Origin of the sequence: Rhodopseudomonas sp. G2_2311, assembly GCF_047501505.1 — a bacterium.
In the GTDB taxonomy this organism is placed as follows: Bacteria; Pseudomonadota; Alphaproteobacteria; order Rhizobiales; family Xanthobacteraceae; genus Rhodopseudomonas; species Rhodopseudomonas palustris_H.
Genome location: NZ_JAZDRK010000009.1, coordinates 13,691 through 27,934 on the forward strand (window position 1 = coordinate 13,691; position 14,244 = coordinate 27,934).

A 14,244-nucleotide genomic window follows, 5' to 3' on the forward strand; every position below is an offset into this window, starting at 1 on the left:
ACTACCAGCACGGGCGAATTAGGGGCATGGACGAAGCCGTCCGGCAGATCGTCCGGGGGATTGGCCGCCACTACGAGATGGCCGCCAGAGCAACCCCCGAGGGGGTCTCGAAAGCGATGGCCGACATCAAAGCGATGTTCAGCCAACGTCCCCATCTGAAAGCCAAGGATATCGAGCGTTACCATCTTCAGCTCTCGATTCTGGCTGACGCTATCGGCGAAGCCTGCTGTTCGAAGGGCCAGGCGCAAGGCGTCGAGATGATGGCACCGGCCGAGGGTTACATCCGCGTCGATCTGTCGGTGATCGAACTGCTGCAGCTCAGCCGGCTGGCCCATTTGGGCTTCCTTCACATGATGCCCAACTATCGCGGTCTGGAAATCCAGCGCTTCAGCGATGAGCTCGATGCACAGGAGGGCACCAGGTCGATCTACAAGCTGGAATCTGCGATCCCGCTGAATGAGCGTCCGTTTACTGATCTTATCACGCACTATAAAGGACGTGAGCAGCTGATCTCTGATTGGTGGCAGCCGACGCCGGCCGACCGTGTCGGATATGTCAGAGGCCTCGGTTCGCTCGTGGCTCTGGCTCCGGCAACCGCCTCCTCCTAGGGCGACGGTGACGGCTGACACCGCCAACCTGCCCTGCCGCACGGCAGCTTCCTGAACTCTGCAGACCCCCTATAGGCCTTCAGCGCTGTCGGCATTGGCCGTGCACGGTCTTGCCGGGCAATCGGGCTCAGATCGTCTGGTTATACGCACCCACTTCGGGATGCTGGCGCAGCACAACGTTCACGGCCTCGAACATGTCGTGCATCCGCTGCTCCGACACCGGGCTTTCGACCACCACCACCAGCTCGGGCTTGTTGGAAGAGGCGCGGACCAGGCCCCAGCTGCCGTCTTCGCACGTCACGCGGACGCCGTTGACGGTGACGAGATCGCGGATCGGCTGGCCGGCGACCTTGTCGCCGTTCTTCTGCGCCTTTTCGAAGTGCTTCACGACCTCGTCGATCACGCGATACTTCACCTCGTCGGCGCAATGCGGTGACATCGTCGGCGACGACCAAGTCTTCGGCAGCGCGTCTTTCAGCTGCGACATCGACTTGCCGGGCGCGCGGTCGAGCATCTCGCAGATCGCGATCGCAGACACCAGGCCGTCGTCATAGCCGCGGCCGAGCGGCGCGTTGAAGAAAAAGTGGCCAGACTTCTCGAAGCCCGCGAGCGCCTTGCTCTCGTTGGTGCGGCGCTTCATGTAGGAGTGGCCGGTCTTCCAATACTCGGTCTGGGCGCCCTGCTGTTGCAGCACCGGATCGGTGGCGAACAGGCCGGTGGATTTGACGTCGACGACGAAGCGCGCGTTCGTATGGATCGCCGACATGTCGCGCGCCAGCATCACGCCGACCTTGTCGGCGAAGATCTCCTCGCCGGTGTCGTCGACCACGCCGCAGCGGTCGCCGTCGCCGTCGAAGCCGAGCCCGAGATCGGCCTTGTGCTGCAGCACCGCGTCGCGGATCGCGTGCAGCATCTCCATGTCTTCGGGGTTGGGATTGTACTTCGGGAAGGTGTGATCGAGCTCGGTGTCGAGCGGGATCACCTCGCAGCCGATCGCTTCCATCACCTGCGGGGCGAACGCGCCGGCGGTGCCGTTGCCGCAGGCGACCACCACCTTGAGTTTGCGCTTCAGCTTGGCGTGCTTGGTGAGGTCGGCGATGTAGCGGGCCGGAAAGTTCGGATGAAACACATACGAGCCGGCGCCCTGCTTGAACGCTGCGCCGAGCACGATCTCCTTCAGCCGGTTCATCTCGTCGGGGCCGAAGGTCAGCGGCCGGTTGGCGCCCATCTTGACGCCGGTCCAGCCATTGTCGTTGTGCGAAGCGGTGACCATCGCAACGCACGGCACGTCGAGCTCGAACTGCGCGAAATACGCCATCGGCGTCACGGCGAGTCCGATGTCGTGCACCTTGCAGCCGGACGCCATCAGGCCAGCGATCAGCGCGTATTTGATCGAGGCCGAATAGCCGCGGAAGTCATGCCCGGTGACGATTTCCTGCGGCCGGCCGAGCTCGGCGATCAATGTGCCTAGGCCCATGCCGAGCGCCTGCACCCCCATCAGGTTGATCTCCTGGCCGAACAGCCAGCGCGCATCGTATTCGCGGAAGCCGGTGGGCTTCACCATCGGCTCGGATTCGTAGGCGTAAGTGTTGGCCGTCAGAAGCGGCTGCGGCGTCGGGAACATGGCGGTCTTTCGCAAGAAGGAAGGGCGCGGCGGGACGGCGATCGTCTTACGACCGACGATAGTCGTCGTCGAACCGGATGATGTCGTCTTCGCCCAGATAGCTGCCGGTCTGCACTTCGATCAGCTCGAGCGTGATCTTCCCCGGGTTCTCCAGCCGGTGGGTGGCCCCGATCGGGATGTAGATCGACTCGTTCTCGTGAATGATCTTGATCAGTTCGTCGACCGTCACCTGCGCGGTGCCGCGCACCACGATCCAATGCTCGGAGCGGTGGTGATGCTTCTGCAGCGACAGCCGCTCGCCGGGCTTGACGATAATACGCTTGACCTGATGCCGGTCACCGGAATCCAGCGAACGATAGGAGCCCCACGGGCGATGGACCTGGGCGTGGTGGTCGGTGACCTCGGGCGCCACCGTCTTGACCTTGGCGACCAGGCGCTTAAGTCCATTGCCGTCCTTCTGCCGCGACACCAGCACCGCGTCCTGGGTCGCGACCACGACGAGATCGTCGACGCCTTCGAGCGCGACCAGGGTGTGGTCGCTGGACACGTGACAGTTGCGGGAATCTTCGAAGACCGCGGGGCCTTGCGCGGCATTGCCGCCGCCGTCCTTGGCGGTGAGCTCCCACACCGCGCGCCAGGATCCGACGTCCGACCAGCCGCAGTCGACCGGCACCACGGCGGCGCGCTTGGTCTTCTCCATCACGGCGTAATCGATCGATATCGGCTTGGCTTTGCCGAACGAGGCTTCCGGCAGCGTCACGAATCCCAGGTCGCGGCCGGCCGTCGTCACCGCCTCGGTGATGGTGGCCACGCTGTCGGGATCGACCGCATTGTACTCTTCGAGCAGGGCCGCCGCCGGGAACATGAAGTTGCCGCTGTTCCACAGATAGCCCGCCGCGACATAGCCCGTGGCGGTGGCAAGGTCCGGCTTCTCGACGAACTTGGCGACGTTGCGGACCTTGCCGACGATCGCGTCGCCGGGAGAAATGTAGCCGTACTCGGTCGCGGGACGCTCCGGCTTCACCCCGAAGGTCACGATCCGGCCCTCGGCGACGCCGGCCAGACCATCACGGCAGGCGGCGATGAACGCGTCCTTGTCCCGGACCACGTGATCGGCCGCGAGCGCCAGCACGATTGCGCCCGGCTCACGCTGCTCGGCGAACACTGCACCCGCCACGATCGCGGGACCGGAGTCCCGCCGCGCCGGCTCGAGCAGGACGTCGGCCTCGATTCCGATCTCCGCGAGCTGGTCGCGCACCATGAAGCGGTAGGCAGTGTTGGTGATGATGATCGGCCGGCCGAACAGCGCCGGGTCCGACACCCGCAGCAGCGTCTCCTGGAACGTCGACCGCGGCCCGAATAGCGGCAGAAACTGCTTCGGACGCACCTCACGCGAGGCCGGCCATAGCCGCGTCCCGGCGCCACCGCACATGATCAGGGGGACACACCGAGGATCGTTCGCAGACTTCCCGACAGCGCTCATCGAAGATACCCAACTCTGATTACGATCTCTTTGTGGTTGCAACGAATTGTCGAGTCAACACGCCTCCCGGGATGACCGAACACGTCCACCTCGCGGCCCCCACCGCCGCGGGTCCAGGAACGCCACAAGCCTCTATCCCGGATCTATTGGAGAGATCGCATCACGCTCAACCCGAAGATGCGGCCTCGCACAGATCGAAAGACTCAGCCCATGGCGTAACTCTCATCGTCTCTGTCAGGCGCGACGCGGCGTGGCGATCTCGGTCTCCGCCGGCGCGTGCGAGCCGGGACCGACATCACGCATACCGCCGCCGTTGTACACGACCACCACGCGCTCGGCCTCCTCGGGCTGGCTTGCTGGGACGGCTTCCTCAACCACCGGCTCCCGGTGCACCGGAGCCACGTGCTCAGCCGAAACCTCATCGGCCAGCCGGGCCTCGGTCTTGTCGCTGGTCTCGGCGGGCACCGGGATCGTCGCAACGATCGCCTGGTCGTTGGTGGGCGCCGGATACTCTTCCTTCGCCTTCCGTATCGGCAATCCCCATCGGCGTCTTGCCGTCGGATTCGATGGCGCGCGGACCGCCTCCGGCGGCTCGAACCTCGGGAATATCGGGGTGACCCGGTCGTCGGCATGAGTTGGCTCGACCGGCGCGACAGCTTCCGGGATCGGCCGCTCGCGCTCCGGCTCGTCCTCAGCCAGCTTCCACGTCATCGACCGTGCAGCGACCCGCGCCGACTTAAGCTGCGACTGGACGTTGATCGCGTACATGCTCGGCGGCGAGAAGAAGATCTTGGTGACCACCGGCACGATTTCGAGAAACACCACGAACAGCCGGATCATCCACGAGAACAGCGTGATCGCCTGGCCTTCCTGCGGATCGCTCTTCAACGCCTGATAGGCGGTCAGCCGGACCAGCGGATCGTTGCTGTCCTTTCGCTGCTGGACGAACGAGCCCTCCAGCGTGCGGTCGCGATAACGCTGAACCTTGGCTTCGCGCTGGCTTTCCAGCAGCTGCAGGTTGGCGCGCGCGGTGTCGACCTGCTTCTGGATAGCTACGCGTTTTGCGGCGAAGTCCTGCTTCTGATCGTCGCGTTGCGCGATGTCCGCCGCCAGCCGCGCTGCCGCGTCGTTCTTCACGCGCTCGCGCCGCGCGACGATGTCGGACAGCTCGGCCTGGCGCGACTGCAGCAGAGTCTCGGCCGCCTCCTTCTGCTTCTTGGCGAGTTCATAGCGCCGTCCGGCGCCGGCCCGACCGCTATTGGTTGGGCGCAGCTTCTCACCGAACTGCTCCGCGCTCATATCGAGGGACTGATCTCTAATCGTCGCTTCCAGCTCCCTGACCTCGCCGCGGACGGTGGCTTCGCGTTCAGCCAGCGACTTCAACTCGCGATCGACCTCGGGGTCCGCAGCGGTTGGGGTGTCGGAGGCGAGCGGCGCCTGCGCGAGCAGCTCCCGCTGATGCTGCTCAATGGCGGTCAGCTGGGCGCGACTTTCCGCGATCTCGCGATCCAGCCCCGACGCATATTTGTCGATCTGCTCGTAGATCGGACGATTGCCCGCGACCCGATCCCGATCGATCTTCTGGGAGATGGCGTCCGAGAATAGCGCGAGTTCGAGAAACAGAGCGATGACCCAGGCCAGTCCAAGCGAGATGGCGAGGCGCGCCGTGATGCGGACGAACTGCCAAACCGAACGCCTCAACCCCTCCCCGACCTTTTTCGACTGATCGTCGTCCAGCCAGAACGCGCCTTGCACGAACCAGTCCGACTGAAACAGCGCGCGGTCGAACATCATCACGGTGAGCGCGATCACGACCGCGATCGAGGATCGCAGCACGGTCGAGCCAACGATATAGCCGAGGGCGTAGTACGAAACGCCGAACACCACCAGGAACGACAGGCAGAGCGAGAAGCCGATCTGCATCGCCCAAATTCGGTCGGTTGGCGGACAGCGGGCGATCAGCTCCCGGTCGACGCCGGCAATGAAATAAAGCAATCGTTGGAGCATGGCTCACCCCTCTATGAACCAGATGCGGGCTGTTCACCGCCCACGCCCAGAGTGAGGATCGAACACCTTTTGGAGGCGGCCGGCAACAAACTGATTAGTCAACGGTTAACTGAGCCGGGAAAAAGCTGGTAAAAGAGCACGTCGCTCGTAGGCCGAGCGGTATCATCAGTTATTTCGACGAAGTGCGTTGACATATATGTCAACGTGCCGATGGCCCGACTAATTATTCGGCACAGGTACCTACTGCGTCGAATCGCTCGACGGTCACCAAGACGTCACGGACGTCGCACGCGATACGCGATCGACAATCGAGGACCAGCGGCCCCAGGCCGGAAGACACAACGAATTATCGGGAAGCTGCCGTTTGCCGGCGGTCGGCGTCGAGCACGAAAAACAGGCCCCAGTACGTATCGTTCAGGTCCGGCCGCAGCGGCACCCGGCTTGCCCTTTCGTGGACCGGCCACTTCTCGCCACGAACCGATAGCCAATCGCTTCCATGACGCGCCCGCTGGGATCAATCATCAGCCGAGGCGCACAGCTCCCGGGGGGCGCTGCCCCGGGGCGTCCAGGACACCTCGGCAAGCTCGCGGCCGGACCAACCGCCTACCTCAGCCAGCGGTTGGTTGAGCCGTTTGTCTGGCGTCTGACCGGCGAGCATGCCGGCACTTAATCCATGATGAGACGCGGAAATTCTGAGCCAATCCCGAAGGTATTTATTAACGTTATGGCTTTTCCAATGTGGATCGCGGCGCGCGCGCCCTGCCCTCGCCGGAGTTAACCTCGCACAATGATCTCGACGCCCAGCGAGTGCTCCGGGGGTTCGAAATCGGTAGGGCAATGACCGGCAAACGCTCGCTGTGAATGAGGCGCAGAAAGCACTCACACAACCGTCAGCTGCAGTCTATCTTGAGCTGCCGCTGGTGCTTTTGGACGATTTGCGTCGATCGACGGGGCGCTGGACGAAAGCGTGAATTGCAAAATTCGGCCACGAGGTGACCGAAATTGCAGGGGAATCTGGTCAGACTGCCGGTGGGGACTCCGGCAGCTCGGTAGAAGCCTGCGGCAGTCTGGCGGGCGCTACGGAGCAACAGAGTCTGATCGTAAGGGGAGCGCGCGGGGACACGTGACGATCGAGGATCTGCTGCGGCAAGGGGCGATACGACGGATCGAGGTGGATCTCGGAGCGGGCGCGCAGCCGGCTCGGCTGCTGTATGGCACCCCGAATTTCATCGAATGGCTGGAGAACTTGTTGGGGGGCGCAGAGCCAGAGCAGAGGCTCGGCGAAGCAACCCCTGCCGAACAAGTCGACGCGCTGTTCTACGCCTATATTTCCGGACGGCCTTTGGTTTATGTCCGTCAATTCAGGATGATACGCGTCGAGCAAAGTGCTGTGTGGGAGTTGAAGACACCCGACGTGCGCATCTTCGGGTGGTTCTTGCGCAAGGATTGTTTCGTGGCCGTTTTCGGCGATTGGACCGATCACGTAAAAGATCACAATTTATATAAAGGTTACCGTACATCAGTCCGCCGAATTCGACGAGAATTGGGTATAGGTGCTACCCTGTGTGTCACAGGGAGTTCACCCGATGACGTCATTTCAATGTGAAGATGGCGGCTATTCAACAGTCACTACGCGCTTTGCTACCTCTATAAGCGTTGCTGTTTCCGGGGCCTCGACGGCGCGCGAACACCTAATGGTCCTGCCGGCCGGGCAATTAGCTAGCCTGCTCGACGGGGCGGACTCGTCGCTATCCGCCCCCGCAAAGTGCGCAGCGCGGAAATTAATTCTGTCGTGCCCGGATCGGTCTCCAACCGCAGTGAAGGATGTCCGTTGGGATCGATCGGACACTGCGCACGGTCGATCTTTTGATCGGGATGTTCGGACGACATGCGCCAGAATGCTCGATCGGACAGTGCGCGCCGACTGAGATAACTGGCTCAAGCCGGCCTTTTGGCCCACATGCTTTTCTGACACCCTTTTATTCAAGCGAGCTCAAATGGAACGATATGGATATTGCATCTTCTGCGACGATATTCGGACCGAGGCAGGTGGAAAACTCAGCTTTATCGGGTGCTACAACTCGGCGATGTTCGTGACCAACGAGTTTCCGCTGTCGCTGCCCAAGCTGTGTGTGCACTTCAACGTCTTCTCGCCCGCCGACCAGCCGTACAAATCTCTGCGGGTCCGATGCTATCTGCCGGGAGAAGACAGGCCGATCGCCGAGGAGACCATCGAAGTGCCTGCGCTGCAGGACCAGATAAATCTTCTCACCAGCCTGCCGAAAGATCAGCCGATGATGCCCTACATCGTGGTGGCGGCAAGCCTGATTTTTTCTCCGTGCGAAATCAAATCGCCGGGCATGATCCACGTGCGCGCCGTCATCAACGACAGCCCCACCGAACTACATCTCGGATCGCTCGCCGTCTCGTCGCAAGCAGCGCCTCAGGTCGCGCTCGAGCACGGACCAGCCGCCATCAACTGAGATCTCCCGTCGATCGCCGCTGCCGCGATCGACGCCTTTGCCGAGGGCGAGCCAGCCGTGAGCAAGACTCCGGCGCAGACTTAAGCCGCAACCGGTCGCATTGACGGATTCCCTCCCGGTTCGCACCGGACTTCGCTGATAAAGATCCGACCGCAGGCCGCGCATCGCACGCCCAGCGCTCAATTCCAGAGCTGTTCTGTCTCTCACTGAATCGTGGCGACGCCGCGAAAGTGCTCCCAACAGGCAGCGCCTGTCTCAAGCGTCGAGCTCACTTTGAAAGTCGCGTGGTTGGGTGGCGATCGAGATTGGCGAGCTCGGATGTCCGATGACTTCACCGCGGACCAGAGACTGATCTTAGCGCAGTAATGATCAGAAACATCGCGCAACGATCTGCGGCACGGTCGATCCTGCGAGAGACCGAACATGCGGTTTTGCGGCACAGCGGCCTCCCACCATCCAATGCTTCGACGGAAATCAAATGATCTGACCCGACGACCGCAACATGGTCGAATGTCGCGCGGTCGGAGCCGATCAGGAAATCCTGACAACGACCGCCGCGTCCGGGAACGCCATGACGCCCCTACTCTGCGGCGCCCGAAAAACTCTGATAATTCGAGTTGCGCGCGCGCTGGTCCAGGATGCAGTCGTTTTTCACGGAGCGGATATTAACGACTTTGATCTGTCCGTAGCTGAGCGTCGAGGTCGTGACCGGCTCGTTCTGTCCGGGATGGCGCTCGGGCTGGCGGAGCTCGAACGACAGCTCCATGTCCATGGCCCAGGCCAGGTCAGCGAGGCTGCGTAAGGTGAGATTGCTTTCGCCGGAGAGCTGGCGATTGATCACGGAACGATTGACCCCGAGGCGTTTGGCGAGGGCCTGTTGGGTCAGGCCGTCCCTCTTCTTTTCCGAAAGAACCTTGAGCAATTCGTCGCGTACGCGGGCAATAAATCGTCCTGCCTTCTGCGCACGACCGCCGATATCAAAATGATAAGACGTCACTGCGGAACCTCCTACCCAGCCGCGATCCTCAATACAAAGCGCCGTCCTATCACTTGCAAGTAGGTGTTTATTGTGCACCAAAGCGGACAGGTTGACAGCCCTTTTTTGTTGGCTTGCTGAATGAATACAGGCGGAGTGTTGCCGAATATCCATTCCACCAAGCAGCGGGCCCCCAGGCCCTAAGATTTAGTATGTTTTGGCCGCCCAACGGTTCAACGGAACAAGATACCGGACCGGTCTATTAAGGAATTCGCGCGGCCCAAGGGCCACTTCCTGAGCGAAACCTGCAGAATCTTGCCAATGGCAGATGCGGCCGCGGTACTCAGCCGCCTAAAGAAAAGACGGCGGGACCGAGGTCCCGCCGTCCAAAGGCACCTTAGTGCTGCGAGGTGAACGCGACGTTGTGCGAGCCGAACTGCGCCGTCACCGACGTGTTGGACACGGTCGCGCTGTTCTGGGCGGTCACGGCGAAGTTGCCCTGGCCGACCTGAACGGTCGCCTGCGTGTTCAACGCGCCGATCATCGGCTGCAGGCCGGTCTGGGAGGCGATCGCGGCGTTGCCAGTACCGAACTGGGCAATCAGCGATCCGTTCGCGCCGACGAGCGGATTGGCGGCGAGCTGGTTGGTGAAGGCGCGGTTCTTCGAGCCAGCCTGGATGGTCGCCGCGGCGTTCACCGTGCCCGACACCGGGGCGTTCTTCTGCAGGGTGACGGCGTTGTTGCGGTCACCGAGCTGGATGGTCGCCTGGCCGTTCAGGCCGTTCTGCTGGCTGACCAGCGCGCCGTTCTTCTCGCCGAACTGCGCGACGAGCGAGTCGTTCGAGGTTTTCGCGATATTGACGCCGTCTTGCAGCGTGATCGCGGCGTTCTTCTTGCCGACCTGGACGGTCGCGGCGTTGTTGTTGACGCCGTTGAGCGGGAGCCACTGGGGAAGCACGGTGGTTTCGGTATAAGTGCCGTAAACCTTCTTGTCCCAGTCAGGCTTTCCGCTGTTCTTGACGCCTGCACCGACCCTAACTGTGTCGCTTGCCGTCTCTGAGAACCCGGCACGAGCGCCTTCCGAATTCTGGACCGTCAGGGCCGAGTTACCCTTACCAACCTGCAGGGTGGACGCGGCATTCACACCGCCGGAGACCGCGGGAGCCACATAAGGAATGGTCACGGAAGCGGTGGTCGTTCCAGGCTGATTAATCTGGTAGTAGGGGGAGGATAGCGAAATAGTCGCATACTTTTCGCTGACCTTGAGCGAGCTGGTTAAGGAGCCATCCTTCGCAAGGAAGCTCGGCGAGCCCTTGGTGCTCTGCAGAGTCATCGCCTTGTTGCCGATGCCGACCTGCGTGGTCAGCGCCGAATTGGTGGCGCCCTGGGCATTGGCGGTCTGGCCGGTCGCAGACAGGTTGCCATAGCCGAACTGCAGCGTGCCCTGATCGTTACCGCCGCCGGCCTGACCGGCGAACGACCGGTTGAAGCCGCCGAACTGCAGGGTCGACGACTCATTCTTGCGGCCGGCGGCGCCGGTCTGGCTGGTGGCAGCGAAGTTGCCGACGCCGACGCTCAGCGTGGTCTGGTTGTTGTTGCCGCCGGTCTGGCCGACCAGGGCGCTGTTGAAGGCGCCGAGCTGGGTGGTCGAGGAGGTGTTGTTGTTGGTGCCGGCCTTATCCTGCGAGGTCGCAGCGAAGTTGCTGCCGCCGACCTGCAGCGTAGTCTGCTTGTTGTTGCCGTCCTTCTGATTCACGATCGAGCCGTTGAAGGCGCCGAACTGGGCGGTCGTCGAGTCGTTCGCAGCGACGGAGCCTTGGTTGCCCTTCTGCGAGGTGACGGCGAAGTTGCCCACACCGCCCTGCACGGTGCCCTGCTTGTTGTTGCCGCCGGTCTGCAGAGCGACGGCGCCATTATGCGCACCGATCTGCAGCACACCCGACTCGTTAGACTTTGACGAGGCCTGACTCTGAACGGTCAGCGCCGAGTTACGGCGACCGAGCTGCACCGTACCCTGATTGTTGTTACCACCGGTCTGGCCGGCGATGGCGTGATTGTTCGATCCAGCCTGCACAATGAACGACTCATTGCTGGCGGCGGAAGCCAGCGACGTCGTGGCCAACAGGACGGCCAACGTTGTCAGCATACGCATGTTTTTATTCCCTGTTATCCGAAGCGGGGTCGACGACCATCGCCGCCCTCAAAATCGATTTAACTCCAACTTAACTATTCGGACAACCGTAAACCGGTCGTTTACTTTAACTGTCAACCTAACCGCGAAGCGGCTTACCAACTAACAGCCAGCTAACACGTCGGTTTTTGAGGATTCGAGACACTAACTGTCGGCCACCGGCAGAAGCGTTGACATACAGGTCAACATGGCACGGAACCGCCGCCCCGTCGGCGTTGACTCATATGTCAACACGGCCGGAATTCCGGCAAAAGCCGTGCAAAATACACCGAAAAATCGTGACTTTTTTGATTCTCTGGCCGAGATAGCCAACCGGCCGATGACAAATTAATTCAACTCGCAGTCCACTCTTGTGGAGGCAATTAAACCTCGTTTAACTATCGCCACCTCGGCGATGAGCGGCGCCGAACGGTCGATCGGACCGCAAACATTCCGACGAACGCGACGATCACTTTCGAAGTCCACGTCACGCAAGGCGATTAGTTCAAACCAATTCACACGCATCCAGAGTCGTTACTTCGATGTTTGTCGCACCACGAAATTTCAGCCACCTCGCCCGATGCAGTGCGGGCCTGCTGCTGATTTCGGCCTGGTCGCCCGACGCCAACGCGAGCAAGACGATGGGACTCGACTGCGAGATCAGAAATACGCCGGACGGAAATCTGCTGAGGATCGACGCGATTCTTCATGCGACGAAGGCCGCGGCCGGCGAATATCAGCTGAACGTCTTCAAACAATCGACGAGCGGCGTTAGCCAAAACGCCCAAAGTGGGACTTTCGAACTCACCGGCCCAGCAGACGAGATCCTGACCAGCATCATCGTCGATCGATCGCCAGAGACCGAACTTCGGGCCGAACTAACGATAAGATCCAATCAAGGGAGCGTATCATGTGCTTCACGATGAAATCGCGATTCTCCTCGATGGCGGCCGCGCTGGCCGTCGCAACCGCGGGCCTTGGACACGCAACGATCGCGCGGGCAGAAACTGCCTATATTTCGCAGGCTACCGGCAATGGCGGCACGCCCGTGATCGGATTAGTGCCCTCTTCGCTCAGCAACGGCACCGCGTCGAATTTCGCTAACGGTAATCGACAAAAAACGTCGCTGCCGGAGATGGCCGCGCCGAGAATAACTGGCGGAAATTACGCGAGTACCCTGCAAATCGGCTCGTACAACACGGTTTTTCAGGCTCAGAGCGGCTTTGGTAACGTCTCCAACGTCGGCATCATCGGCGGACACAACAATGCAGTCGGCGTGTTGCAGGCTGGCAACAACCTTCAATCCAATCTTGTGTTACTTGGTACATCAGGAACGTCGGTCGGCGTCCTGCAGGGAAATGGTGCAGCGCCGCTGAACCTCCTCGTCGGACGATTACCGAACGGCGCATTGGTGATCGGAGGCCTGCCGATCAGACGTTGAGAAGAATTGTTTGTAGCTTATAGGAGGGTAGGATGAAGTCGAAGTTTCTGCTAGCCGCTGCCGCGTTGGTGATTCTCACAGCGCCCAGCTTCGCGACCGAACAGATCTATCGGCCCGTCAGCCCGACCTTCAACGGCAATCCGCTCAACGGCAACTTCCTTCTCAGCACCGCCCAGGCTCAGGGCATGGGCACCAAGTCTGGCAGCAACAACACGCCCGATCTCTCCGGCTTGAGTTCGGCGCTCAGCAATGTCGGCAGCGGTTCGTCCGTGATCGTGATCGGCGGTACGCCGACCACAGCTTCGACCAGCCCGTAACCGAGCATCAATGGTGCTTGGTCATTCTTAAGTTATTTAAACGGGGGGCGGCTGCGATGGATAGCAGAGCCGGATCATTGGCGTGTGTCTTGCTGGCTGTTTCCTTAGGCGGATGCGCTATCACCGGGACTGATAAGGACCCGGTGACTCCGCAGGCGACCATGGTGGCGCCGACCAAGACCGGTGTCGTGCTGGAGCAGCTTCCTCCTCCGACCAAGAAGCTCGACGTCGCCGTCTACAACTTCCCGGACCTCACCGGTCAGAACAAGTCGAACGACAACTTCGCGGAGTTCTCGCGCGCCGTCACGCAAGGCGGCAGCTCGATTCTCACCGACGTGCTGCTGACCGCGGGCGGCGGACAGTGGTTCGACGTGGCAGAACGCGCCGACCTGCAGCCGCTGCTGCAGGAACGCCAGATCATTCAGAACACGCGGTCGGCGCTGCAGGGCGACAAGGCTCAGAGCCTGCCGCCGCTGCGATTCGCCGGCGTGCTGCTCGAAGGCGGCATCGTCGGATACGACACCAACGAGACCACCGGAGGCATCGGCGCGAACTACCTCGGCCTCGGTGGCAACATGCAGTATCGGCAGGACATCGTCACGGTGTCGCTGCGCGCGGTGAGCGTCCAGACCGGCCGTGTTCTCGCCGCCGTCACAACGACGAAGATCATCTACTCCGTCAACGTCAGCGGCACCGGCTTCAAGTATGTCGCCATCGACAGCCTGCTGCAGGCCGATGTCGGCTTCACCAAGAACTCCCCGACCACCCTGGCGGTGCGGGAGGGCATCCAGCTCGCCGTCTATTCGTTGATCTTCGAGGGCGTGAAGAAGGAGCTCTGGAACTTCAAGGATCCGGCAGCCGGCACCGCCTTCATGCGCGAGCTCGAGCTGCAACGGAAGGCGGCTGTTCCGGTCGCCGCGGCCGCGATGTGATCCGGGACTGATATTTCGCAGTCCCGGCGGCGGCCGCTTCTCTCAGAAATCGCTCGAGCGCGATGAAGCTCGCCCTGCGCAGATCTGACGTGTCGATCGGCTGAAAACATCGGCGCGGTGCGGGAGAGCATTCGTCCCGACGCTATTCGCCCGTGCGCCCCCTGCCGTTTTGGGCGGCAACGACTTCCGCAGCAACGCTCAAC

The 14,244-nt window shown here is 61.7% G+C and carries 12 protein-coding genes; 7 read left to right on the forward strand and 5 right to left on the reverse strand.

The genetic code is table 11. The features are described from left to right. Nucleotides 1-26 precede the first annotated feature (26 nt). Nucleotides 27-608: a hypothetical protein gene (locus VRZ08_RS13665; RefSeq protein WP_234819972.1), complete on the forward strand. Its 582-nt coding sequence runs from the start codon at nt 27-29 to the stop codon at nt 606-608. Between the two features lie 127 nt (nt 609-735). On the opposite strand, the gene VRZ08_RS13670 is transcribed toward VRZ08_RS13665, so the two are convergent. From VRZ08_RS13670 to VRZ08_RS13680, 3 genes are all read right to left on the reverse strand, one after another. After that, complete coding sequence (locus tag VRZ08_RS13670) at nt 736-2,232, reverse strand: phosphomannomutase/phosphoglucomutase (RefSeq protein ID WP_414532875.1); 1,497 nt, start codon at nt 2,230-2,232, stop codon at nt 736-738. 46 nt (nt 2,233-2,278) lie between these two features. After that, the gene (locus VRZ08_RS13675) at nt 2,279-3,715 is read right to left on the reverse strand and encodes a mannose-1-phosphate guanylyltransferase/mannose-6-phosphate isomerase (protein WP_414532876.1); all 1,437 of its coding nucleotides are present in this window, start codon (nt 3,713-3,715) and stop codon (nt 2,279-2,281) included. Nucleotides 3,716-3,949: 234 nt separating this feature from the next. Then, complete coding sequence (locus tag VRZ08_RS13680) at nt 3,950-5,722, reverse strand: DUF4407 domain-containing protein (RefSeq protein WP_414532877.1); 1,773 nt, start codon at nt 5,720-5,722, stop codon at nt 3,950-3,952. Nucleotides 5,723-6,845: 1,123 nt separating this feature from the next. Here VRZ08_RS13680 and VRZ08_RS13685 point away from each other — a divergent pair. Next, a complete protein-coding gene (locus tag VRZ08_RS13685; protein ID WP_107345126.1) occupies nt 6,846-7,328 on the forward strand; it encodes a hypothetical protein in 483 nt (160 codons plus the stop codon). A gap of 391 nt (nt 7,329-7,719) precedes the next feature. Continuing rightward, the gene (locus tag VRZ08_RS13690; protein ID WP_107345127.1) at nt 7,720-8,205 is read left to right on the forward strand and encodes a hypothetical protein; all 486 of its coding nucleotides are present in this window, start codon (nt 7,720-7,722) and stop codon (nt 8,203-8,205) included. Nucleotides 8,206-8,785: 580 nt separating this feature from the next. On the opposite strand, the gene VRZ08_RS13695 is transcribed toward VRZ08_RS13690, so the two are convergent. Both VRZ08_RS13695 and VRZ08_RS13700 read right to left on the reverse strand, forming a co-directional pair. Next, nucleotides 8,786-9,202, reverse strand: a complete 417-nt coding sequence (locus VRZ08_RS13695; RefSeq protein ID WP_414532878.1) for a helix-turn-helix domain-containing protein — start codon at nt 9,200-9,202, stop codon at nt 8,786-8,788. Between the two features lie 376 nt (nt 9,203-9,578). Next, the gene (locus VRZ08_RS13700; protein ID WP_414532879.1) at nt 9,579-11,333 is read right to left on the reverse strand and encodes a curlin; all 1,755 of its coding nucleotides are present in this window, start codon (nt 11,331-11,333) and stop codon (nt 9,579-9,581) included. Between the two features lie 560 nt (nt 11,334-11,893). Here VRZ08_RS13700 and csgH point away from each other — a divergent pair. From csgH to VRZ08_RS13720, 4 genes are read left to right on the forward strand one after another with little or no spacing between them, the layout of a single operon-like run. After that, nucleotides 11,894-12,277: a curli-like amyloid fiber formation chaperone CsgH gene (gene csgH, locus VRZ08_RS13705; RefSeq protein WP_414532880.1), complete on the forward strand. Its 384-nt coding sequence runs from the start codon at nt 11,894-11,896 to the stop codon at nt 12,275-12,277. Beyond that, nucleotides 12,262-12,792, forward strand: coding sequence for a hypothetical protein (locus VRZ08_RS13710; protein WP_414532881.1), 531 nt, complete (start codon nt 12,262-12,264; stop codon nt 12,790-12,792). The genes csgH and VRZ08_RS13710 overlap by 16 nt, the downstream gene beginning before the upstream one ends. 32 nt (nt 12,793-12,824) lie before the next feature. Beyond that, nucleotides 12,825-13,109 (forward strand): curli assembly protein CsgF, encoded by a 285-nt coding sequence (locus VRZ08_RS13715; RefSeq protein ID WP_264052708.1) that lies wholly within the window; start codon nt 12,825-12,827, stop codon nt 13,107-13,109. 56 nt (nt 13,110-13,165) lie between these two features. Beyond that, nucleotides 13,166-14,041, forward strand: coding sequence for a CsgG/HfaB family protein (locus tag VRZ08_RS13720; protein ID WP_413776019.1), 876 nt, complete (start codon nt 13,166-13,168; stop codon nt 14,039-14,041). The last annotated feature ends 203 nt before the right edge of the window (nt 14,042-14,244 follow it).

Excerpts from the sequence above, each read along its gene's own strand:
- csgH (WP_414532880.1), top strand. The coding sequence starts at position 11,894 with ATGTTTGTCGCACCACGAAATTTCAGCCACCTCGCCCGATGCAGTGCG.
- VRZ08_RS13670 (WP_414532875.1), bottom strand. The coding sequence starts at position 2,232 with ATGTTCCCGACGCCGCAGCCGCTTCTGACGGCCAACACTTACGCCTAC.
- VRZ08_RS13720 (WP_413776019.1), top strand. The coding sequence starts at position 13,166 with ATGGATAGCAGAGCCGGATCATTGGCGTGTGTCTTGCTGGCTGTTTCC.
- VRZ08_RS13680 (WP_414532877.1), bottom strand. The coding sequence starts at position 5,722 with ATGCTCCAACGATTGCTTTATTTCATTGCCGGCGTCGACCGGGAGCTG.
- VRZ08_RS13675 (WP_414532876.1), bottom strand. The coding sequence starts at position 3,715 with ATGAGCGCTGTCGGGAAGTCTGCGAACGATCCTCGGTGTGTCCCCCTG.
- VRZ08_RS13715 (WP_264052708.1), top strand. The coding sequence starts at position 12,825 with ATGAAGTCGAAGTTTCTGCTAGCCGCTGCCGCGTTGGTGATTCTCACA.
- VRZ08_RS13690 (WP_107345127.1), top strand. The coding sequence starts at position 7,720 with ATGGAACGATATGGATATTGCATCTTCTGCGACGATATTCGGACCGAG.
- VRZ08_RS13665 (WP_234819972.1), top strand. The coding sequence starts at position 27 with ATGGACGAAGCCGTCCGGCAGATCGTCCGGGGGATTGGCCGCCACTAC.
- VRZ08_RS13710 (WP_414532881.1), top strand. The coding sequence starts at position 12,262 with ATGTGCTTCACGATGAAATCGCGATTCTCCTCGATGGCGGCCGCGCTG.
- VRZ08_RS13700 (WP_414532879.1), bottom strand. The coding sequence starts at position 11,333 with ATGCGTATGCTGACAACGTTGGCCGTCCTGTTGGCCACGACGTCGCTG.